Source organism: Massilia aerilata, from assembly GCF_042656905.1.
Lineage (GTDB): Bacteria > Pseudomonadota > Gammaproteobacteria > Burkholderiales > Burkholderiaceae_D > Telluria > Telluria aerilata.
The window spans coordinates 96,211-118,442 of sequence record NZ_JBHSMZ010000008.1; the positions used below are offsets into that span (position 1 = coordinate 96,211).

A 22,232-nucleotide genomic window follows, 5' to 3' on the forward strand; every position below is an offset into this window, starting at 1 on the left:
TCAGCGAACCAGGGCGGCCTGCGCTGCCGCCCGTGCCGCTGCGTAGCTGCGTGCGTTTGCAGCCGGCATCGCGATATCCGGCCGCACGCCGGCGCCTTCCCAGTTGGCGTGGGTGATCGGACTGATGGTCTCCGCAACAGGTATCAGCGCAAGAAAATACGGGCTCAGGCGAAATGGCGCCATCGGATGGGCGCCGCCTCGCGTGGTTTCGCCGACCACGATCGCCCGTTTCCGGGTCTGCATCGCATAAGCAAAATCTTCGCCGGCGGAGAAGGTGGCATGGCTGGTCAGGATATAGACGGGCCGGGCCGAACCATAATGCGCGCCCTCGACCTTCCCGCGTGTCCACATCTGCAGGCGCTCCCCGCTGCGCGGCGCCACCACGTCGCTGAGGTGGGTCGGCTGGTCGAAAAAGTAGCTGGCCAGAAGTGCCACGCCATCCCGGTTGCCGCCGCTGTTGTTGCGCAAATCGATGATCAGCGCCCTGGAGCCGGCAAGGCGATCCATGGCCGCCGCAAATTTTTCGGCCGACCGATGCGGCCGTTCGAAACCGTCGATGCGGAGGTAAGCGATGCCAGCCTCCGACTGCGTCGCTTCTTCGACACCAAACTTCGCCATGTAGCGGCCGAGACGATCCACCAGCCACGCCGGCAGCGGTTGCTCGTCCTTGTATGGCGGAGGGAAGTTACGCTCTTCCAATACGGGCACGCCCTCGGGCGCGAAGATGACCTGCATATGCCGGTCATCGCTCAGCCGCTGTAATTCGCTTGTCAGCAAGCGGGCAAACTGGCCTGGAGAGCTGATGCCGTCGTATTCCTTGTCACGTTCGGCCTGCCTCAAGGCAGCGGCGACACCTGCCGCCTTTGCGGCGTCGAGATAGCGCCGCGACACTTTGTCCGCCAGGGATTCGACCAGTTCGGCACGCATCGCCGGCGTCACGTCGAGTCTGCCTGCCGTATGCGCCTCCTGCCAGGTCGCCAGGGTGCTCGGAAGGATGACGGCAAGGGTCAGGTAGGCGATGGCCAGGAAGGCGATGCCTTTCGCCAGCCGGTAGGGATCGGAAAATTCGCGTCTCAGGCGCGCTGCCAGCATGTCTGTCCTAGGTTGGTAAAATATTTACTTTAATGTAGCAATTAAAAATTCCCTTGGCTAGCATTTCATGCCGGCGGCCTGCAAGACCACCTTGAACCGGTTTGCTCGGTGGACACCTGGAGCGGCTGCGCGTAAGCTGCCGCCATGACGCCCTACCTGCCCATCTTCGTATTCGCGCTGCTGTACGGCGGCGCCACTGTCGCCTGGCAGCTGCCGCCGCTGGTGGGCGCCGCCTACCTGGCGATGAGCCTGGTTTGCTTCTGCAGCTACGCGCTGGACAAGTCGGCGGCGCGCAAGAACGAGCGGCGCACGCCGGAAAGCACCCTGCTGATGCTGGGCCTGTTCGGCGGCTGGCCCGGCGCGCTGCTGGCCCAGCAATGGCTGCGCCACAAGACGGTCAAGCAGCCCTTCCGCCAGATGTTCTGGTTCACGGTGGCGGCGAATATCGTGCTCTTCCTGTGGCTGTCGAAGAGCTAAGACCATGTGGCGATACCCGCAAGTCCTGGCCCACCGCGGCGGCGGCACCCTGGCCCCCGAAAACACCATGGCAGGCCTCCTGCGCGGCATGCGCGCGGGCTTTCGCGCCATCGAATACGACGTGATGCTGGCGCGCGACGGCGTGCCGGTGGTGATGCACGATCCCTTCCTGGGCCGCACGGTGCCCGGCTCCGGCCATGTTTTCGATTACGATGCGCTGGAGTTGGCCGCCATGGACGCCGGCGGCTGGTTCGGCCGCGAATACGAGGGCGAGACCGTGCCCCTGTTCGTCGAGTTCGCGCAGTTCTGCAAGTCCCACGGCGTGTGGATGAACATCGAACTCAAGCCGGCGCCGGGCCACGATATCGAGACCGGCGGGACGGTGGCGCGGATCGCCGCCGCCATGTTCGCCGGCGAACTGGAGCGGGCGCCGCTGCTGTCCTCGTTCAGCATGGACGCCCTGCTGGCGGCCTACGAAGTCGCGCCGCAACTCCCGCGCGCCTGCCTGGTGAACGAACTGCCGCCCGACTGGGAGCGCTGCGCGCGCGCGGTGGACGCCGTCGCCATCCACGTCAACCACCGCCACTTGACGCCGGCGCAGGCGCGCGCCGTGAAAGCGGCAGGATTCGGACTGTTTTGCTATACCGTCAATGAGCCCGCGCGCGCCGCGGAACTGCTGGGCTGGGGCGTGGACGCCTTCTGCACCGACCGGATCGATCTGATCGGTCCGGAATTTGCAACCCGCGTTAAGTAAATGCTATTGCACCCTTCAGATTTATAAGACTTGTCGTTAAGTCATGGACCGCTCGATGAACATGCAGTCGCTGCCGAAATGGTTCACGGAAGGCAGGGCGGCGCTGATCCAGGGCGCGGACGAGCGCCTTCGTCGATCAACCTGGCATCGTCGCAAAGCCGGATCCAGGACGTCGACTACGCCAGCACCACGGCCAAGCTGACCCGCTCGCAGATCCTGCAGCAGGCGGCGTCGGCGATGCTGAGGCAGGCGAACGGGCAGCCTGGCGCGGTGCTGGCTCGTTTACGCTGATTGAACCGTGGGCACAGGGTGCCCACCCTACCATTCGCTGTAGGGTCGGCACCCGTGCCCACGGCAATTGTTGCATTTAGTGCAATTCCTCGATTCAGCGCCTGCAATTCCTTCCGACAGCTACGCTATAATCATTTTCTTTATATAGCATGCTGCCCTCACACGCCCCTACGACATGAAATCCACCGAAATACGCGAAAAGTTCCTCAAATTCTTCGAGTCCAAAGGTCATACCATTGTCCGCTCGAGCCCGCTCGTGCCGGGCAACGACCCGACGATGTTGTTGACCAACAGCGGCATGGTGCAGTTCAAGGACGTGTTCCTGGGCCTGGATTCGCGTCCGTACAAGCGCGCCACCACCGTGCAGCGCTGCGTGCGCGCCGGCGGCAAGCACAACGACCTGGAAAACGTCGGCTACACCGCGCGCCACCACACCTTCTTCGAAATGCTGGGTAACTTCAGCTTCGGCGACTACTTCAAGCGCGACGCCATCAACTTCGCCTGGGAGCTGCTGACCAAGGTCTACGCGCTGCCGGCCGAGAAGCTGACCATCACCGTCTACTTCGAAGACGACGAAGCCTACGACATCTGGGCCAATGAAATCGGTGTGCCGAAAGAGCGCATCATCCGCATCGGCGACAACAAGGGCGCGCGCTACGCCTCCGACAACTTCTGGCAGATGGCCGACACCGGCCCTTGCGGCCCCTGCACCGAGATCTTCTACGACCACGGCGCCGACATCTGGGGCGGTCCTCCGGGCTCGCCCGAGGAAGACGGCGACCGCTTCATCGAGATCTGGAACCTGGTGTTCATGCAGTTCAACCGCGACGAGTCCGGCGTCCTGACCCCGCTGCCGAAACCCTCGATCGACACCGGCATGGGCCTCGAGCGCCTGGCCGCGGTGCTGCAGCACGTCCACTCGAACTACGAGATCGACCTGTTCCAGGCACTGATCAAGGCCGCCGCCCGCGAAACCGGCGCGACCGACCTCGAGTCGAAGTCGCTGCGCGTGATCGCGGACCACATCCGCGCCGCATCCTTCCTGATCGTCGACGGCATCATCCCGAGCAGCGAAGGCCACGGCTACGTCCTGCGCCGCATCATCCGCCGCGCGCTGCGCCACGGCCACAAGCTGGGCCAGACCAAGCCCTTCTTCTTCAAGCTGGTCGAAGACCTCGACATCGAGATGGGCGGCGCCTATCCGGAACTGCGCGAAGCCAAGGCCCGCGTGATGCAGGTGCTGAAGGCCGAGGAAGAGCGTTTCGGCGAGACCCTGGAAAACGGCATGAAGATCCTGGAAGCGCAGCTGGCCAAGGATCCGCAGAACCTGGACGGCGCCACCGCCTTCACCCTGTACGACACCTACGGCTTCCCGCTCGACCTGACCGCAGACATCTGCCGCGAGCGCAACGTCACGCTGGACGAGGCAGGCTTCGCCGCCGCCATGGAGCAGCAGAAGAAGACGGCGCGCGCCGCCGGCAAGTTCAAGATGGCCGCCAACGTCGAATACGCGGGCGAGAAGAACAAGTTCGTCGGCTATGACGCGCTGGTGCACGACAGCCACGTGGTCGCGCTGTACGCCGACGGCGTGAAAGTAGAAGAACTGAAGGCCGGCCAGGACGGCATCGTGGTGCTGGACACCACGCCGTTCTACGCCGAATCCGGCGGCCAGGTCGGCGACAAGGGCCTGATCAAGGCAAGCGCCGGCGTGTTCGAAGTCGAAGACACCCTGAAGATCCAGGCCGACGTCTTCGGCCACCACGGCGTCCTGCAATCGGGTTCGCTGAAAGTGGGCGACACGGTCGATGCGCAAGTCGATGAAGCCAAGCGCGCGCGCACCATCCGCAACCACTCGGCCACCCACCTGATGCACAAGGCGCTGCGCGAAGTGCTCGGCTCCCACGTCCAGCAGAAAGGCTCGCTGGTCGATCCGGACAAGACCCGCTTCGACTTCGCCCACAACGCCCCGGTCACCGCCGAGGAAATCGCGAAGGTCGAGCAGATCGTCAACGCCGAGATCCTGCAGAACCACCCGACCCAGTCGCACCACATGTCGATGGACGACGCCATCAAGCACGGCGCGATGGCCCTGTTCGGCGAGAAGTACGGCGACACCGTGCGCGTGCTGGACATCGGTTCCTCGAAAGAGCTGTGCGGCGGCGTGCACGTCACCCGCACCGGCGACATCGGCCTCTTCAAGATCGTCTCGGAAGGCGGCGTCGCCGCCGGCATCCGCCGCATCGAGGCGGTGACGGGCGAGGGCGCGCTGGCCTGGGTGCAGGCGACCGCTCGCCGCCTGCAAGAAGCAGCGGCCAGCCTGAAGACCGGCCCGGACGAACTGCCGTCGCGTATCAATCAGGTACAGGACCAGGTCAAGGCGCTGGAGAAGGAAGTCAACGCGCTGAAGTCGAAGCTGGCCGCCGGCCAGGGCGACGAACTGGCCGGCCAGGCCGTCGACATCAACGGCGTCAAGGTGCTGGCCGCGACCATGGAAGGCGCGGACGTCAACGCCCTGCGCGAAACCATGGACAAGCTGAAGGACAAGCTGAAGACCGCTGCCATCGTGCTGGCCTCGGTGGCGGACGGCAAGGTCAGCCTGATCGCCGGCGTCACCAAGGACGCCACCGGCAAGGTCAAGGCCGGCGAGCTGGTCAACTTTGTCGCCCAGCAGGTGGGCGGCAAGGGCGGCGGCCGCCCGGACATGGCCCAGGCCGGCGGCACCGACGCCGCTGCGCTGCCGCAGGCGCTGGCCGGGGTGGCTGGCTGGGTCGGTGAGCGCGTTTAAGCAATAAGTCAGCTTTTAAACCGTAGTTAGCAGTAAAACCGTCGTCCCCGCGCAGGCGGGGATCCAAGTTCTCTTTGCGTCACGTTAGCGCAGGCAAACTTGGGTCCCCGCCTGCGCGGGGACGACGTCCATATAAAGGAGCCGCATGAGCAGCCTGCCCCCGCATTGCGACCGCGCCCTCGCCGAAGGCAAGCCCGACGCGGCCCGCGCCGCGCATCCGAACCTGGTGCTGGCGACGTCCATCCTGTCGAGCAGCCTGGCCTTCATCGACGGCTCGGTGGTCAATGTCGGCCTGTCGGCGATCGGCAAGAACCTGGCCGGGACCGGGGCCGACCTGTCCTGGGTCGTCAGCGGCTATCTGCTGCCGCTCAGTTCCCTATTGCTGCTGGGCGGCGCGCTGGGCGACCGTTATGGCCGCAGGCGCATCCTGCTGACCGGCATCACGATTTTCGGGCTGGCTTCCCTGCTGTGCGCGTTCGCCATCAACCTGTGGATGCTGGTCGGCGGCCGCGCCTTGCAAGGCATCGGCGCGGCCTTGCTGCTGCCGAACAGCCTGGCGGTCCTGGGCGCGACCTTCGAGGGCAAGGCGCGCGGGCGCGCGATCGGTATCTGGGCCGCGGCCGGCGCGGCGGCAGGGGCGGTCGGGCCGCTGATCGGCGGCTGGCTGATCGACGCGGTCGGCTGGCGCGCGATCTTCTATATCAACCTGCCGGTGGCGGCGCTGGCGATCTTCATGGGCTGGCGTTTCGTCCACGTGAAGACCAGCGACAAGCCGGTCGCGCTCGATCCGCTCGGCGCGCTGCTGGCCAGCCTGGGCCTCGGCTGCGTGACCTGGGGCCTGGCCGCCGCCTCCGCCGAAAAGCGGATGACGGCGGCGTCCGGCATCGCCCTCGCGGCCGGCGTGCTGATCCTGCTGGTGTTCCTGTGGATCGAGCATCGCGCCGGCGAACGCGCGATGCTGCCGCTGAAGCTGTTCGGCGCCAGCAGTTTCTCGGGCCTCAACCTGATGACCTTCCTGCTCTACGGCGCACTGGGCGCGCTGATGCTGCTGGTGCCCTACGTGATGATCGAGTCGCTGCATTACTCGGCCAGGGAGGCCGGCGCCGCACTGCTGCCGTTTCCGATCGTGCTGGCGATCGGCTCGCCGCTGATGGGGAAGTTCGCCGGCAGCCACGGCTCGCGCCTGCCGCTGGGGATCGGCGCCATGATCGTGGCCGGCGGATTCCTGCTCGGCACGCGCATCGGTTCGGGGTCCTACCTGGCGACGGTGTTGCCGGCGATGGTGTTGATCTCGCTCGGCATGGCCTGCGTGGCGGCGCCCCTGACCACGGCCGTGCTGTCCTCGGTGGACGCCAGCCATACCGGCATTGCGTCCGGTTTCAACAGCGCGGTGGCGCGCGGCGGCGGCCTGATCGCCACCGCCTTGCTGGGCATGGTGCTGACCGTACGGGGCAGGGCGCTGCTGGCGCCGTTCCACGCGGCGATGGTCGTCTGCGCCGTCGCCGCGGCGCTGGCCGGCGTATGCGCCTTTGTGTGGGTGAAAGGAAACAACCGGCAGCAAATGTAAAGCGCCTGTTCCTCGGATGTTCCATGAACTATAATAGTCGTTGTTAAAATGCAACGGCTGGGTGCGTCTTTTGGTGCGGTGCGTCATAATCCCGCAATTGGAGTACTATCCGGGAATCTGCCCAACTTACGCAGGCATATCGATGAGCGAAACCATACTTGATACCGGCACCATCGAGGTCCAGAAAGACCTCGATGCGCGTGGCTTGAACTGCCCGCTGCCTATCCTGAAGGCCAAGAAGGCCCTCGCCGAACTGACGAGCGGCGAAGTCCTGCGCATCGTCGCGACCGACACCGGTTCCGTGCGCGACTTCCAGGCCTTTGCCAAGCAGACCGGCAACGCGCTGCTGGCCCACACCCACATCAACGGCGAATTCACCTTCTGGCTGCGCCGCAAGTAAGCGCGCACCTTACCGAACGGGGCAGGGCGGCAGCGGCCCCGTATGACATCAGATTGAACAGACAAGCTTCCCGTAAAATTAGGGGATTTCTTCTACCTGAAAAACGCACGATCGTGCTTTAATTCTGTGTTGAAGCCCTTTTGCTCTTATAATTCGGATCATTTTTCGCTTTAGTCCTCATTCCATTTTCCAAAGGCCCACTATGAAAGTCCTGGTACCCGTCAAACGCGTGGTCGACTACAACGTCAAGGTCCGCGTCAAGTCCGACGGCAGCGGCGTCGATATCGCCAACGTCAAAATGTCGATGAACCCGTTCGACGAGATCGCGCTGGAAGAGGCGACCCGCCTGAAGGAAGCGGGCAAGGTTACCGAGATCGTGGCGGTGACCTGCGGCGTGACCCAGGCCCAGGAAACCCTGCGTACCGGCATGGCCATCGGCGCCGACCGCGGCATCCTGGTCGAGACCGGCCCCGAGATCGAGCCGCTGGGCGTGGCCAAGGTGCTGAAGGCGCTGGCCGACAAGGAGCAGCCGCAGCTGATCATCCTGGGCAAGCAGGCAATCGACGACGACTCGAACCAGACCGGCCAGATGCTGGCGGCCCTGCTGGGCTGGCCGCAAGCGACCTTCGCCTCGAAGGTCGTGCTGGAAGACGGCAAAGTGACCGTGACCCGCGAAGTGGACGGCGGCCTGGAAACCGTGGCCCTGACCCTGCCGGCCATCGTCACCACCGACCTGCGCCTGAACGAGCCGCGCTACGTGACGCTGCCGAACATCATGAAGGCCAAGAAGAAGCCGCTCGAGACCATCAAGCCGGAAGACCTGGGCGTCGACGTGACCCCGCGCCTGAAGACGCTGAAAGTGTCGGAGCCGGCCAAGCGCTCGGCCGGCATCAAGGTCCCGGACGTGGCGACCCTGGTGCAGAAGCTGCGTACCGAAGCCAAAGTCATCTAATTTAGGATAAGAAAATCATGGTCGCACTCGTTATTGCAGAACACGACAACGCCTCGCTGAAGGGCGCCACCCTGAACACCGTGACCGCGGCCGCCCAGTGCGGCGGCGAGGTGCACGTGCTGGTCGCCGGCGCCGGCTGCGGCGCCGTCGCCGAGCAGGCCGCGAAGATCGCGGGCGTCTCGAAAGTGCTGGTCGCCGACGCGCCGCACTTCGCCGACGGCCTGGCCGAGAACGTCGCCGAGCAGATCCTGGCGGTCGCCGGCAGCTACTCGCACATCCTGGCCCCGGCCACCGCCTACGGCAAGAACATCCTGCCGCGCGTGGCCGCCAAGCTGGACGTGGCCCAGATCTCGGAAATCACCAAGGTCGACGCCCCGGACACCTTCGAGCGTCCGATCTACGCCGGTAACGCCATCGCCATCGTGCAATCGGGCGACAAGGTCAAGGTCATCACCGTGCGCAGCACCGGCTTCGACGCCGCCGCCGCCGAAGGTGGTGCGGCAAGCGTCGAAAGCATCGCGGCCGTCGCCGATTCGGGCAAGTCCTCCTTCGTCGGCCGCGAACTGGCCAAGTCGGACCGTCCGGAACTGACCGGCGCCAAGATCGTCGTCTCCGGTGGCCGCGGCATGGGTTCGGGCGACAACTTCAAGCTGCTGGAGCCGCTGGCCGACAAGCTGGGCGCCGCCATGGGCGCCTCGCGCGCCGCCGTCGACGCCGGCTACGTGCCGAACGACTGGCAGGTCGGCCAGACCGGCAAGATCGTCGCCCCGACCCTGTACATCGCGGTCGGCATCTCGGGCGCCATCCAGCACCTGGCCGGCATGAAGGACTCGAAGACCATCGTCGCCATCAACAAGGATCCGGAAGCGCCGATCTTCTCGGTGGCCGACTACGGCATCGTGGGCGACCTGTTCGAGGTCGTGCCGGCGCTGGTCAAGGAACTGGGCTAATAGTTATACCGTCGTTCCCGCGCAGGCGGGAACCCAAGTTCGTCGTGTACCACTAGCGTGTGACGCTACCGCTGCACAAATAAACTTGGGTTCCCGCCTCCGCGGGAACGACGCATTTAAGGAGACCACGGTGAGCTACAACGCCCCCCTGAAAGACATGCTGTTCGTCGTGAACGAACTGGCCAACCTGGCCGCGATCAACCAGCTCCCCGGTTGCGAAGACGCGACTCCGGACACCGTCGAGGCGGTGCTGGAAGAAAGCGCGAAATTCTGCGGCGGCGTGGTCGCTCCGCTGAACCATGCCGGCGACAAGGAGCCGAGCTTCTGGCACGACGGCCAGGTCACCACCACCAAGGGCTTCAAGGAAGCCTTCCGCGGCTTCGCCGAAGCCGGCTGGCAGGGTGTCCAGCACCCGGCCGAATTCGGCGGCCAGGGCCTGCCCAAGCTGGTCGCCACGCCCTGCGTGGAGATGCTGCACGGCGCCAACCTGGCGTTCGCGCTCGTGGCGCTCCTGACCGACGGCGCCATCGAAGCCCTGCTGACCGCCGGCACCGACGAGCAGAAGGCGCGCTTCATCGAGCCGCTCATCTCCGGCAAGTGGACCGGCACCATGAACCTGACCGAGCCGCAGGCCGGCTCCGACCTGGCCGCCGTGCGCACCCGCGCCGTGCCGCAGGGCGACGGCACCTTCAAGATCTTCGGCACCAAGATCTTCATCACCTACGGCGAGCACGACATGGCCGAGAACATCATCCACCTGGTCCTGGCGCGCACGCCGGACGCGCCCCCGGGCGTGAAGGGGATCTCGCTGTTCATCGTGCCGAAGTTCCTGGTCAACGAAGACGGTTCGCTGGGCGAGCGCAACGACGCCCATTGCGTTTCGATCGAACACAAGCTGGGCATCAAGGCCAGTCCGACCGCGGTCCTGCAGTTCGGCGACAACGGCGGCGCCATCGGCACCCTGGTCGGCGAAGAGAACCGCGGCCTCGAATACATGTTCATCATGATGAACGCGGCGCGCTTCGGCGTCGGCATGCAGGGCGTCGGCCTGGCCGAACACGCCTACCAGCAGGCGGTCGCCTTTGCAAAAGACCGCGTGCAGTCGCGCGCCGTCGAAGGGTCGAGCGGCCCGGTCGCCATCATCAACCACCCGGACGTGCGCCGCATGCTGATGTCGATGCGCTCGCAGACCGAGGCGGCGCGCGCGCTGGCCTACGTGGGCGCGGCCTACAGCGACCTGGCGCACAGCCATCCTGACGAAGCCACCCGCAAGGCCAATCTCGCGATCTACGAATACCTGGTCCCGGTGATCAAGGGCTGGTCGACCGAGATGTCCGAGAACGTCGCCCGCGACGGCGTGCAGGTGCATGGCGGCATGGGCTTCATCGAAGAAACCGGCGCGGCCCAGCACTACCGCGACGCCAAGATCCTGACCATCTACGAGGGCACGACCGCGATCCAGGCCAACGACCTGGTCGGCCGCAAGACCGTCCGCGACGGCGGTGCTGTGGCGAAGTCCATCATCGCCCAGGTCCGCGCCACCGAGGCCGCATTGGCCGAGAAGCAGGGCGCCGATTTCGCCGCCATCCGTGAACAGCTGGCGGCCGGCAGCGCGGCGCTGGAGCAGGTGGTCGACTTCGTGGTCGCGGCTACCCGCGCGGATCCGCGCGCCGTGTTCGCCGGCAGCGTGCTCTACCTGAAGCTGGCCGGCATCGTGCTGGGCGGCTGGCAGATGGCGCGTGCGGCTTTGGTCGCGCAGCAGAAGCTGGATGCGGGCGAGGGCGACGCCGCCTTCTACCGCGCCAAGATCGGCACGGCGCGCTTCTTCGCCGACCACGTGCTGTCGGGCGCGGCCGGCCTGCGCCACGCGATCGTCGACGGCAGCGCCGGCGTGCTGGCGCTGGAGGTCGAGCAGTTCTGATTCGGCAGGCTGCGTAGGCGCTGCATTCTCGATACAAGGGCAGCCCGCGGGCTGCCCTTTTTCATTGCTTCGCCGCGCACTTGAGTTTTCTTAAACTTCCGGCTGAACCGGGCCGCATAGAATCAGCTCATCCGCATTCACCTGAGGAGCGAGCATGATTTCCATGAAGCCGAGACGTGTGTTGCAGATGACGATGCACCTGGCGATGCTGTCCGCCCTTGCCGCCTGCGGCGGCGGCGGCGATTCGTCGTATACGCCTGTCCCCGATCCGCAGACCCCGACCTCGCCCACCCCGCCGACACAGCCGATACCCCCGACGGGGCCGACCACGCCCACCAATCCGCCGCCGACCGACCCGGCGCCGCCCGACGAGATCGTCGTGACCCTTGCCGATGCCTGGTCGGACATCGGCCTGACTGTCAGTACCAGCGTGCGGACCTGGCCCGACTGGGTCGGCACCGGCCAGCCGGTGGACGGCGTCGGCTGCGCCAGGAACGAGGATTACCACATCCACACGCTGCTCACGATCTACCGCGACCGCGCCCGGCTGGCGATGCCGGACATGATAGGCCGCAGCGGCTGCACCTACGAGCTGCACACCCACGATGCCTCGGGCGTCATCCACATCGAGACCGACGTACCCAAGAAATTCATGCTGAGCCAGTACTTCTCGCTATGGCGCCAGCCCTATACCGGCACCAATATCGCCGGGCTGAGCGGACCTTTCCGCTTCTACCTGATCGAGGGCGGCAAGCTCACGCGCTACGTCGGTGACCCGATGGCGATCGAGCTGAAGGCCTACCGCGAGATCGTGATCCTGAGCGGAAAGAACCCGCCGCCGGTGTTGCCGAAGTACCGGTGGACACCGGGTCTATAAGCTTTGGCAAGGCTGTAATTCAGCCGTAGGCGCCGCCGGTCCACAGCAGGTCGAACAGGCGCGACAGCGTTGCAATGACGCTGGTCGCGCCGACCAGCATGGTCAGCACCAGCAGCACCGCCAGGATCCAGTGCGAGTCCGATTTGCGGCCCGGGGATGGGTTGAACTTCGCGTCCCATTTCTCGTCCGGCGTCAGGCCGATGACCAGCGCCTCGATGAAGCCGACGATGCAGGAAATGAAGATCGGCAGCAGGGTCCAGAAGGGATTCGGCGCGTGTCCGAGGCCGTAGATCATCCCGGCCACCGGCAAACTGCAGACGTGCAGCAGGCCGAGGCGGTCGACGCTGCCCCTGAGGTAGAAGCGGTGGACGCTGAGGCCGCCGAGGGCGAAGGCGAGGGCGGTGGCGAGGGTCTTGTTCTTGTGGTTCGACATCAAGGCTGGGACAGCGGCGTGTCTTTGCTAAAAGGAAAGATCGCAGTATGGTCGAAAACGGCTGGCGGAGCAGCATTTTTCGTGGTTTTCAACGGCATGCACGGGGCGGCGAAGCGCCGTCACTGTGGCGTTGTTGGGAAAAATAGGCGATAATGCTGGATTCGGCCGGTCTGCGCGCCGGGTTTTTTGTTTTTTGACAAATGCTTGCTGAGGCACGGCGCGGCGCGCTATAATCGTCGGCTTTCTCCGTCCAGCACAATTTTTTGGAAATATTATGGTCGTTATTCGTTTAGCTCGTGGTGGTGCCAAGAAGCGCCCGTTCTACAACATCGTTGCAACCGATTCGCGCAACCGTCGCGATGGCCGTTTCATCGAGCGCATCGGCTTCTACAACCCGATGGCATCGGGCAAGGAAGTTGGCCTGAACATCACCGCTGACCGTCTGGCCTACTGGCAAGGCGTTGGCGCACAACTGTCGCCGACCGTTGCTCGCCTGGTCGCTGGTCAGAAAGTCGCCGCTTAATCATTAAGCGAAAGTATTACTGGTTTGACCGATTCAGCAGCAATTCCTGACGACCTGGTACAGGTCGGACACATCACCGGCGCCTACGGGCTCCGGGGCGGCATCCGCGTCACGCCCTATTCGGCCGACGCCGATGCGCTGCTGAGCGTGAAAACCTGGTGGCTCGACAAGCCGGCGCTGCATCCCGTCAAGGTGCGCAGCGCGAAGTACCATAGTGGCGATGTTACTGCCACCCTGGTGGATGTCACCGACCGCAACGTGGCCGAGGCGCTCAAGGGCGCAACGGTGCAGGTGTCGCGGGCGGAATTTCCGGCGCTGCCGGAAGATGAATACTACTGGTCCGACCTGATCGGGCTGGATGCCGTGAACCTGCAGGGCGAAGCCCTCGGCAAGGTCGCCGACATGATGAGCAACGGTCCGCAATCGATCCTGCGCATCGTGCCTGTTCCCGACGCCAGTGCGCCCGAGGCGAAGCTCGAGGAGCGCCTGGTGCCGTTCGTGGACCAGTTCGTCAAGACCGTCGACCTCGAGGCAAAGCTGATTACCCTGGACTGGGGCCTGGATTTTTAACGCGATGCAGTTCGACGTCGTGAGCTTGTTTCCGGAGATGTTCGCCGCGCTGACGCAGTCGGGCGTGACCCGCCGCGCGCACGAGCAGGGCCTGTGGAAGCTGTCGATCTGGAATCCGCGCGATTTCACCCAGGACCGCCACCGCACCGTGGACGATCGCCCGTATGGCGGCGGCCCAGGCATGGTGATGCTGGCGAAACCCCTGGAAGCGACGATTGCCGCGGCCAGGCAGCGCCAGGTCGACCTGGGTTTGCCGCCGCCGCGCGTGGTGTTCATGTCGCCGCAAGGCAAGCCGCTGACGCATGAGCGTGTGATGGCGCTGAAGGACGAGCCCGGCCTGGTCCTGCTGTGCGGCCGCTACGAAGCGGTCGACCAGCGCCTTCTTGACCGCTGCGTCGACGAGGAGATTTCCCTCGGCGACTTCGTGCTGTCCGGCGGCGAACTGCCGGCGATGGCGCTGATGGACGCCGTGGTGCGTAACCTGCCCGGCGCGTTGGGCGACGAAGCCTCGGCAGTCGAGGACAGCTTCGTCAACGGACTGCTGGATTCGCCGCATTACACGCGTCCGGAAGTCTACGAAGACGTGGCCGTGCCACCCGTGCTGATGGGCGGCAACCATGCAGAAATCATGAAGTGGCGCCGCCGGCAGCAGCTGGAAGCGACCGCGAAGAAACGGCCCGATCTGCTGGACAAGGCGCGCAGCGCCGGTCAGCTGAGCAAGGCCGATGAAAAGTTTCTGGCAGAGCTGGACAAGCCTGCTACTTAGGATTTGCGCCATGTTGGCGTGAAGACGGGCATCACACCCCGTATGTTTTAATCCCATCCTCTACTGGGCAATAGTACAGCGCCAGCACGATGGTTATTGGAGTCACAAAATGAATCTGATTCAGCAACTCGAGCAAGAAGAGATTGCGCGCCTCGGCCGCAACATCCCTGATTTCGCACCCGGCGACACCGTTGTCGTCAGCGTCAACGTCGTCGAAGGCAACCGCAAGCGCGCCCAGGCATACGAAGGCGTGGTCATCTCGCGTCGTAACCGCGGCCTGAACTCGAACTTCATCGTTCGTAAGATCTCGTCGGGCGAAGGCGTCGAGCGTACCTTCCAGCTGTACTCGCCGCTGATCGCTTCGATCGAAGTGAAGCGTCGTGGTGATGTGCGCCGTGCGAAGCTGTACTACCTGCGTGAGCGTTCGGGCAAATCGGCACGTATCAAAGAGAAACTGCCGACCCGCAAGACCGCCGCTGCCGCTAAGTAATTGCGCCAGTAGCATGGAAAAGGCATCCGAACGGATGCCTTTTTCTTTTTGGAGCCCCTTTTGGCAAAACTGCATCTCGATCCCCAGCGTCTCCCCATCGACGCGATCGCCGGCGAAGCCGCGCTGCCGTCCGAGCGCCTGCAGGCGGCCTGGCTGCGCGAACGCCTGGCGCGCCCCAGTGCCTGGGAACCCGAGTTGCCGGAAGACTTGCGCGCGCGCTTTCCCAAACTGCGCCGCGCCGCCGTGCTGGTGCCCATCGTCCAGCGGCCCGAGGGCCTGACGGTCCTGCTGACCCAGCGCACCGCCCATCTGAACAATCACGCCGGCCAGATCAGCTTTCCCGGCGGCAGCGCCGAAGAGCTGGATTCCTCGTCCATCGAGACTGCGCTGCGCGAGACCGAGGAAGAAATCGGCCTGGCGCGCCGCCATCTCGAGGTCATCGGCGTGCTGCCCGAACATGTCACCGCCTCGGCCTATCTGGTGACGCCGGTGGTCGGCCTGGTCACGCCGCCCTTCGAGCTGATCGCCGAATCGAACGAAGTCGCCGAGATCTTCGAAGTGCCGCTGGCCTTCCTGATGAATGGCATGCACCACCAGCGCATGTCCTTCGAGCTGCCGGAAGGGGCAGGGCGGCGCAGCTTCTACGCCATGCCCTACGAGCGTTTCTTCATCTGGGGCGCCACCGCCGCCATGCTGCGCAACCTGTTCCATCTGCTGCGCGCCTGAAAAATCCACGGTCCTGTATTTGATTCATTCGGCCCACTGCGCTATCGTAGCGGGCAATGAAGTAAAGCAACACGAAGTTTGGAACAATAAGGGACCGCAATGACTTTCTTCTCCATCCTGTGCGCACTGCTCATCGAGCAGCTGAAGCCCCTGCGTGCAGATAACCAGATCTATGCCGAGATCAAGCGCTTCGCCATGCGTATCGAAGCCTGGTTCAACGCCGGCCAGGTGAGCCATGGCCGCCTCGGCTGGTTCCTGATGATGGGCTGCCTGATGGTTCCAACCGCCGCCATCTACTGGGTGCTGATGTACTACGGCTGGGTGTTCGCGGCCTTCGCCTGGAACATCCTGATCGTCTACCTGACCCTGGGCTTCCGCCACTACAGCCACTACTTCACCTCGATCCAGTTCGCGCTGAACGCCGGCGACGAGGCCACCGCGCGCGCCCTGCTGGCCGAGTGGACCAAAATCGACACGGTCGGCATGGACGGCGCCGAGATCGCCCGCCTGGCCGTCGAAAAGTCCCTGATCACCACCCACCGCAACGTGTTCGGCGTGTTCTTCTGGTTCCTGATGCCGCTCGGCCCGGCCTGCGCGGTGATGTACCGCGTGTCGGAATACCTGGCGCGCGCCTGGAACGAACCCGACCATATGCGCAACGAAGCCTTCGGCCAGTTCGCCGCACGTGCTTTCTACTGGATCGACTGGATCCCGGTGCGCCTGACGGCGATCGCTTTTGCCGTGGTCGGCAATTTCGAGGACGCCATCTACGCCTGGCGCAATTTCGCCGGCCGCTGGGCCGACGAGTCCAGGGGCATCATCCTCGCGGCCGGCGGCGGCGCCATGGGCGTGCGCCTCGGCTCGCCGATCGAGACCGCGCCGCGCATCGTGCCGATGGACGCGGCCACCGTCGACCTGTCGGACAGCGAGGCCGATGTGCTGCCGGGGGAGGAACCGAACGTGCGCGCACTCCAGAGCACCGTCGGCCTGGTCTGGCGCGCGCTGTTATTATGGATGCTGCTCCTGCTTCTGCTTTCCGGCGCGGTATTGCTTGGTTGAACACTCCCGGATGGGACGCGCTGTTAAGGCTCGTCCGCAGGTCTTCTATAAGATATAATACTGGGGTTGTTCTCATCCACGCCTCATGTTTCAGTAAGCAGCACTATGGCCGATTTACCGCAAACCGGGAAAGAACACGCCGACGAATTCTTCATTCTCGGCGTTACAAGCAAGGGCCGGCAGTTCCGTCCGAGTGACTGGGCCGAGCGTCTGTGCGGTGTCATGTCGTGCTTCCGTCCGGAGGGTAGCGGCGGCCGCAATGCCCACTTGCAGTTTTCGCCTTACGTGCACCCGACCGTCGTCAACGGCGTCAAGTCCGTCGTCGTCAACAATGCCCTCAAACGCGTCGAACCCCTGGCTTACCACTTCGTGGTGAATTTCGCCAAGGACAATGACTTGCAGGTAGTCGACGCCTGCTACGTGCCTCCTCCCGGCGAGACGAAGCCGTCCGCCTGATCGCTCCCACGGCTTTGATCCATGTCAAAGCCGTTTTGCTTTCCAGCGTTAGCGTAACTCCTTGACCACGGGGAGGCGGCCATGGAAGTCGGCAAGCTCAGCACCACAGACACCATCTGCTGCGCGCGCGACGAAAGCGTGCAGGGCGCAGCCTTACTCATGCGCAAGCACCACGTCGGCGACCTCGTCGTGGTCGAGGAGCCGGACGGCGAGCGCATTCCCATCGGCATCGTCACCGACCGCGACATCGTCGTGTCCGTCATTGCGCTGGGCCTCGATCCGCTCGGCCTGCAGGTGGGCGACATCATGACCGACGACCTGCTGACGGCCGGCGAGAACGACGACATCTACGCCACCATCGAACGCATGCGCCTGCGCGGCATCCGGCGCGTGCCGGTCGTGACCGACAGCGGGGCGCTGGCCGGCATCGTCAGCGCCGACGACCTGCTGACTTTCCTGGCCGAGGAGATGGAAGAACTGTCGCGCATCAGTCCCTACCAGCAGCAGCACGAAAAGCGGGCGAGGCAGTAGTGGGCGGCGACACCCTGCCAGGCTCGCTGAATTGCAACTAACCGACAGTGGACGCAAGACAGGCCAAACCGGTAAGCCAGGCCTAAGCCCGGCTCTGTTACCATGCTGTGCCGCCACGCAACACCTGCGTGGCATCACACAGACATACGGGGTGACATGAGCACGAGCTTCCTGCAGCGCGGCGCGGCCGCATACATCATTGCCGGCGGCCTGGCCCTGGCGGCCAGCGGCCCGGCATGGTCCCAGAAAGCGCCGGCCGCCGCCTTGCCGCCAGGCGTGGTGCAGGGCCCGTCGGCCGAGGGCATCACCGAATACCGCCTGCCGAACGGCCTGAAGGTGCTGCTGTTCCCGGATTCCTCGCGCCCGACGGTGACCGTCAACGTGACTTACCTGGTCGGCTCGCGCCACGAGAACTACGGCGAGACCGGCATGGCGCACCTGCTCGAACACCTGATGTTCAAGGGCGCGACCAGGCATCGCGACATCGTGACCCAGTTCGCCGACCGCGGCATGCAGTACAACGGCACCACCTCGCTGGACCGCACCAATTACTACGAGGTGTTCCAGGCGTCGCCGGAGAATCTGCAATGGGCGCTGGAGATGGAAGCCGACCGCATGACCCATTCCTTCATCGCCAGGAAGGACCTGGATTCCGAGATGACAGTGGTGCGCAACGAATACGAGAACGGCGAGAACTCGCCCGCTTCCGTGCTCATGAAACGCATGCAGAGCGTCGCCTACGACTGGCACGCTTATGGCCGCTCGACCATCGGCAACAAGAGCGATATCGAGAACGTCCGGATCAAGAATCTGCAGGACTTCTATCACACCTATTACCAGCCGGATAACGCCGTGCTGCTGGTGGCCGGCAAGTTCGATCCGAACCAGACCCTGCGCTCGATCAGCAAGCTGTTCGGCGCGATTCCCAAGCCCAAGCGCACGCTGCCCGAGTTCTGGACCGTCGAGCCCACCCAGGACGGCGAGCGCAGCTTCACGGTGCGGCGCCAGGGCGACGTCCAGATCGTGGCGGTGGCCTACCACGTGCCGTCCGGCCTGCACGACGACAGCGACGTGCTGAGCTTCTCCTCGAGCATCCTCGGCGACGTGCCGACCGGCCGCCTGCACAAGCTGCTGGTCGACTCCGGCAAGGCCAGCCAGGTGTTTTCCTTCGGCCAGACCGGCTATGCGCCCGGCCTGCAATTCTTCGGCGCCGTGGTCAAGAAAGGCGAGCCGCTCGAGCCCGTGCGCGCCGCGCTGACCGAGGCGGTGGAAGATTTCGCCAAACATCCGCCCACCGCGGAAGAGATGGAGCGCACCAAGCGCAGCTACCTGAACAGCATCGAGCGCAGCCTCAACGATCCGCAGCAGGTGGGGGTGGCGCTGTCCGAAACCATCGCGCTTGGCGACTGGCGCCTGTTCTTCGTCGGCCGCGACAAGGTCGAGAAGATCACGGCGCAAGAAGTGGCCGACGCCTCGGGCCGCTACTTCAGGCGCGACAACCGCATCACCGGCAGCTTCCTGCCCGAGGACGATCCGCAGCGCGCGGTGGTGCCCCCGGCGCCCAGCGTCGAAAGCCTGCTGAAGGACTTCAAGCCGCAAGCCTCGAACCTGAGCGCCGAGGACTTCGAGCCCAGCCAGGCCAACATCATGAAACGCACCACGCTCACCACGGCCGGCGGCGTCAAGCTGGCCCTGCTGCCGAAAAAGAACCGCGGCCAGACCGTCACGGTGGACCTGCGCCAGCACTTCGGCGACGAGCAGAACCTGTTCGGCAAGGGCGCTCTGCCGGGGCTGGCCGCAGCCATGCTGACGCGCGGCACCACGCAATACGACCGCGTGCAGCTGGCCGACGCCTTCGATAAGCTGAAGATGGCCGGCGGCCCGACGCACTTCCAGACCACGCGCGAGAACCTGCCGGCGGCGCTGAAGCTGGCCGCGCACATGCTGAAGGAGCCGGGCTTTTCGGCAGCCGAATTCGAGCAGCTGCGCAAGCAGTCGCTGGTGGCGCTGGAAGCCGGTCGCGCCGAACCGTCCAGCCTCGCTTCGCGCGCACTGAACGAGTATTTCGACATCTACCCGAAGGGCGATATCCGCCACGAAACCACGCTGGACGAGGACATCGCCGACATCACGAGCGCCACCCTGGACCAGGTCAAGGCCTTCCACCGCGACTTCTACGGCGCCAATCCGGCCGAGCTGGCCATCGTCGGCGACTTCGATGCGAAAGAGATCCTGCCCCTGGTCGATCAGCTGTTCGGCCAGTGGAAGGCGCCGATGCACGTCGCGCCGGTCCTGCGCAAGAACGGCGACATCCAGCCCATACATCAGACGTTGAACACGCCGGATAAAGAGAACGGGTTCTACGCCGCGCGTATGAATCTCGACCTGAACGTCGACGATCCCGACTATCCGGCGCTGATGCTTGCCGACTATATCTTCGGCGGCGGCGGCGGATTGAAGTCGCGCCTGATGGATCGCATCCGGCAGAAAGAGGGCCTGTCCTATGGCGGCGGCACGCAGCTGTCGGCGGGCGAGCTTGACCGTGCCGGCATGTTCGGCATCAGCGCCATCGCCGCGCCGCAGAACCTGGCCAAGGTCGACGTCGCCGTGCGCGAGGAACTGGCGCGCGCGCTCAAGGATGGTTTCACGGCGGCGGAACTCGCCGGCGCCAAATCCGGTCTCATGCAGCAGAGGGTGCAGAATCGCACCGACGACGGCACGCTGGCGGCCGGCTGGACCTCCTACCTGTACCGCGACAAGACCTACGAGTGGTCGGCCGATTTCGAGAAACGCATGATGGCGGTCACGCTGCCGCAACTGAACGCGGCCTTCCGCAAGGCCATCGACCCGGCCATGCTGTCGGTCGTGATGGCCGGCGACCAGGCGAAAGCGAAGCCGGCGCGATAGGAAACGCACGAATGCAACACTCAGCCGTTCAAATTTTCAGGAAAACGGCTGAGAAACTTGGACGATGCCCGGCGCGGGCGCTATGATGTTGCCTGCTAGAAGTGTTTCTAGCAGGCAGCAAACATTGCGTCTGGATATTGCAAAGGAAGCATCATGAAGGGCATGACCAAACAAGCACCGAGCGGGATTTCTTATGCCGGCAAGGTTGTTCTGGTGACGGGCGCCGCAAGCGGCATCGGACGCGCGATAGCACTGGCATTCGGGCGCGCGGGCGCCTGCGTCGTCGTTGCCGATGTGTCGGTCGACGGCGGCCACATGACCGCCGCGTTGATCGTCGAAGCCGGCGGCAAGGCGCTGTTCGTTAAAACAAATGTAACTGTCGTCGCCGAGGTCGAGGCACTGGTCGACAAGGCGGTTTCGCATTACGGCCGCATCGACGTCGCGGTCAACGGCGCCGGCACCGAGGAAGAATCGCTGCCGCTGGCCGAAGGCGAGGACGAACAGTTCGACCGCATCATGAACGTCAACGTCAAAGGCGTCTGGCTGTGCATGAAGAGCCAGCTGCGCCAGATGCTGAAGCAGGAAGGCGGCGGCACGATCTGCAACGTGGCCGATGCCGGCGGCCTGGTGGCGGCGCCGAACCGCGCCATCTATGCCGCTTCCAAGCATGCCGTGGTGGGCCTGACCAGGACCGCGGCGGTCGAATACGCCAAGTCGGGCATCCGCGTGAACAGCCTGTGCCCTGGCGCCGTGAAGACCCCGATGCTGGCGCGCATGCTCGAACGCGAGCCGGGCCGCGACAAGAAGCTGAAGGCGGCGCACCCGATGGGCCGGATTGCCGAGCCGGCGGAAGTGGCCAGCGCGGCGCTGTGGCTGTGCTCGGAGCAGGCTTCGTTCGTGACCGGTCACCAGCTGGCGATCGATGGCGGTTTGACCGCGATGTAATTTTACGTCGCGCTTAATTCGGCCACGAAATCGTACATATCGCCGCGGAAATACGACCGGCAAAACTCCACCGCCTGCCCATCCGGCAAAAAGCCCAGCCGCTCCACGCACAGCCCGGCATCGCCTTCCTTCGACTGCAGCAGCTTTGCCTGCTCGGCGTTCAGCAGCAGCGCCGACAGCCGCTGCAGCGCGCGCACCGGGCGCTTGCCGGCCGCTTCCAGCGCTTCGTACATCGAGGTGTCGACGGCGTCCAGCGAGGGCAGGGCGGAGGCGGCAATGGTCGCGTATTCCAGGCACATCGGCATGTCGTCGGCGTAGCGGATGCGGTTGAAGCGGTACACCGCGGCGCCCGGCGACAGGTTCAGACGCATCGCCTCGTCCGGCGTCACCAGTCCCTCCGAGCGCTTGAGCCAGACGCTGCGCGGCGTGCGTCCGCGCGAGCGCATGTCCTCCGAGAACGAGGTCAGCTTGGCGAAGTTCTTTTCGATGCGCGTGTTGATGAAGTTGCCCGAGCCGGGGCGGCGCACCAGCAGGCCTTCTTCCACCAGCCCGTCGATCGCCTTTCGCACCGTGATGCGCGAGATGTCCAGCTCGGACGCCAGCTGGCGCTCGGCCGGCAGGGCTTCGGCCGGCCCGTAGACGCCGCGGTCGATCGCTTCGCGCAGGGCGCGCTGCAGCTGCTGGTACAGCGGCAGCTTGCTGGTGGTGGAGAGGTGGTGCATCAGCTGCGACAAAGAGGACATGCGGCGGGGTAATCTAT

General features: G+C 64.8%; 23 protein-coding genes. 20 read left to right on the forward strand and 3 right to left on the reverse strand.

Annotation, left to right across the window (positions count from 1 at the left end; genetic code table 11):
• On the reverse strand, positions 1-1,092 hold the full coding sequence (locus ACFPO9_RS13005; protein ID WP_379771403.1) for a S41 family peptidase: 1,092 nt from the start codon (positions 1,090-1,092) through the stop codon (positions 1-3).
• 144 nt (positions 1,093-1,236) lie between these two features.
• On the opposite strand from ACFPO9_RS13005, the gene ACFPO9_RS13010 reads away from it, so the two are divergent.
• The 10 genes from ACFPO9_RS13010 to ACFPO9_RS13055 all read left to right on the forward strand — a co-directional run bounded on the left by ACFPO9_RS13010 (position 1,237) and on the right by ACFPO9_RS13055 (position 12,066).
• Positions 1,237-1,569 (forward strand): DUF1294 domain-containing protein, encoded by a 333-nt coding sequence (locus ACFPO9_RS13010; protein ID WP_379771405.1) that lies wholly within the window; start codon positions 1,237-1,239, stop codon positions 1,567-1,569.
• A 4-nt stretch (positions 1,570-1,573) separates the two neighbouring features.
• Positions 1,574-2,323: a glycerophosphodiester phosphodiesterase gene (ugpQ, locus tag ACFPO9_RS13015; protein WP_379771408.1), complete on the forward strand. Its 750-nt coding sequence runs from the start codon at positions 1,574-1,576 to the stop codon at positions 2,321-2,323.
• Between the two features lie 78 nt (positions 2,324-2,401).
• Entirely contained in the window at positions 2,402-2,614 is a 213-nt protein-coding gene (locus tag ACFPO9_RS13020) for a flagellin (RefSeq protein ID WP_379771411.1), read from the forward strand.
• Positions 2,615-2,789: 175 nt separating this feature from the next.
• Positions 2,790-5,399 (forward strand): alanine--tRNA ligase, encoded by a 2,610-nt coding sequence (alaS, locus tag ACFPO9_RS13025; protein WP_379771414.1) that lies wholly within the window; start codon positions 2,790-2,792, stop codon positions 5,397-5,399.
• A 145-nt stretch (positions 5,400-5,544) separates the two neighbouring features.
• A complete protein-coding gene (locus tag ACFPO9_RS13030) occupies positions 5,545-6,966 on the forward strand; it encodes an MFS transporter (RefSeq protein WP_379771416.1) in 1,422 nt (473 codons plus the stop codon).
• Between the two features lie 172 nt (positions 6,967-7,138).
• Complete coding sequence (locus ACFPO9_RS13035) at positions 7,139-7,366, forward strand: sulfurtransferase TusA family protein (RefSeq protein ID WP_230027656.1); 228 nt, start codon at positions 7,139-7,141, stop codon at positions 7,364-7,366.
• 202 nt (positions 7,367-7,568) lie between these two features.
• Positions 7,569-8,318 (forward strand): electron transfer flavoprotein subunit beta/FixA family protein, encoded by a 750-nt coding sequence (locus ACFPO9_RS13040; protein WP_379771418.1) that lies wholly within the window; start codon positions 7,569-7,571, stop codon positions 8,316-8,318.
• Between the two features lie 17 nt (positions 8,319-8,335).
• Complete coding sequence (locus ACFPO9_RS13045) at positions 8,336-9,268, forward strand: electron transfer flavoprotein subunit alpha/FixB family protein (protein WP_379771421.1); 933 nt, start codon at positions 8,336-8,338, stop codon at positions 9,266-9,268.
• Between the two features lie 130 nt (positions 9,269-9,398).
• Positions 9,399-11,189, forward strand: coding sequence for an acyl-CoA dehydrogenase (locus tag ACFPO9_RS13050; RefSeq protein WP_379771424.1), 1,791 nt, complete (start codon positions 9,399-9,401; stop codon positions 11,187-11,189).
• 163 nt (positions 11,190-11,352) lie between these two features.
• Positions 11,353-12,066 carry a hypothetical protein gene (locus ACFPO9_RS13055; protein ID WP_379771427.1) on the forward strand — a complete coding sequence of 238 codons (714 nt, stop codon included), beginning with the start codon at positions 11,353-11,355 and terminating at the stop codon, positions 12,064-12,066.
• Between the two features lie 19 nt (positions 12,067-12,085).
• On the opposite strand, the gene ACFPO9_RS13060 is transcribed toward ACFPO9_RS13055, so the two are convergent.
• Positions 12,086-12,499 (reverse strand): NINE protein, encoded by a 414-nt coding sequence (locus ACFPO9_RS13060; protein WP_379771429.1) that lies wholly within the window; start codon positions 12,497-12,499, stop codon positions 12,086-12,088.
• A 274-nt stretch (positions 12,500-12,773) separates the two neighbouring features.
• Between ACFPO9_RS13060 and rpsP the strand changes: the two genes are divergently transcribed.
• The 10 genes from rpsP (at position 12,774) to ACFPO9_RS13110 (ending at position 21,472) form a co-directional block, all read left to right on the forward strand.
• Positions 12,774-13,022, forward strand: a complete 249-nt coding sequence (rpsP, locus tag ACFPO9_RS13065) for a 30S ribosomal protein S16 (RefSeq protein ID WP_258844542.1) — start codon at positions 12,774-12,776, stop codon at positions 13,020-13,022.
• Between the two features lie 24 nt (positions 13,023-13,046).
• Positions 13,047-13,592, forward strand: a complete 546-nt coding sequence (rimM, locus tag ACFPO9_RS13070) for a ribosome maturation factor RimM (RefSeq protein WP_379771433.1) — start codon at positions 13,047-13,049, stop codon at positions 13,590-13,592.
• Between the two features lie 4 nt (positions 13,593-13,596).
• Positions 13,597-14,358 carry a tRNA (guanosine(37)-N1)-methyltransferase TrmD gene (gene trmD / locus ACFPO9_RS13075; protein ID WP_379771436.1) on the forward strand — a complete coding sequence of 254 codons (762 nt, stop codon included), beginning with the start codon at positions 13,597-13,599 and terminating at the stop codon, positions 14,356-14,358.
• A gap of 109 nt (positions 14,359-14,467) precedes the next feature.
• Positions 14,468-14,848, forward strand: coding sequence for a 50S ribosomal protein L19 (gene rplS / locus ACFPO9_RS13080; protein ID WP_379771439.1), 381 nt, complete (start codon positions 14,468-14,470; stop codon positions 14,846-14,848).
• Between the two features lie 60 nt (positions 14,849-14,908).
• Positions 14,909-15,574 (forward strand): CoA pyrophosphatase, encoded by a 666-nt coding sequence (locus ACFPO9_RS13085; protein WP_379771441.1) that lies wholly within the window; start codon positions 14,909-14,911, stop codon positions 15,572-15,574.
• Between the two features lie 99 nt (positions 15,575-15,673).
• Positions 15,674-16,633 (forward strand): CobD/CbiB family protein, encoded by a 960-nt coding sequence (locus ACFPO9_RS13090; protein WP_379771444.1) that lies wholly within the window; start codon positions 15,674-15,676, stop codon positions 16,631-16,633.
• A gap of 105 nt (positions 16,634-16,738) precedes the next feature.
• Positions 16,739-17,089 (forward strand): DUF3579 domain-containing protein, encoded by a 351-nt coding sequence (locus ACFPO9_RS13095; RefSeq protein WP_230027493.1) that lies wholly within the window; start codon positions 16,739-16,741, stop codon positions 17,087-17,089.
• An 81-nt stretch (positions 17,090-17,170) separates the two neighbouring features.
• Positions 17,171-17,620 carry a CBS domain-containing protein gene (locus ACFPO9_RS13100; protein WP_379771447.1) on the forward strand — a complete coding sequence of 150 codons (450 nt, stop codon included), beginning with the start codon at positions 17,171-17,173 and terminating at the stop codon, positions 17,618-17,620.
• Between the two features lie 156 nt (positions 17,621-17,776).
• Positions 17,777-20,527: a M16 family metallopeptidase gene (locus ACFPO9_RS13105; RefSeq protein WP_379771449.1), complete on the forward strand. Its 2,751-nt coding sequence runs from the start codon at positions 17,777-17,779 to the stop codon at positions 20,525-20,527.
• A 153-nt stretch (positions 20,528-20,680) separates the two neighbouring features.
• A complete protein-coding gene (locus tag ACFPO9_RS13110; RefSeq protein WP_379771452.1) occupies positions 20,681-21,472 on the forward strand; it encodes an SDR family oxidoreductase in 792 nt (263 codons plus the stop codon).
• A 2-nt stretch (positions 21,473-21,474) separates the two neighbouring features.
• Here the strand turns inward: ACFPO9_RS13110 and ACFPO9_RS13115 are convergent, their stop codons facing one another.
• On the reverse strand, positions 21,475-22,215 hold the full coding sequence (locus ACFPO9_RS13115; RefSeq protein WP_379771455.1) for a GntR family transcriptional regulator: 741 nt from the start codon (positions 22,213-22,215) through the stop codon (positions 21,475-21,477).
• Positions 22,216-22,232: the final 17 nt, after the last annotated feature.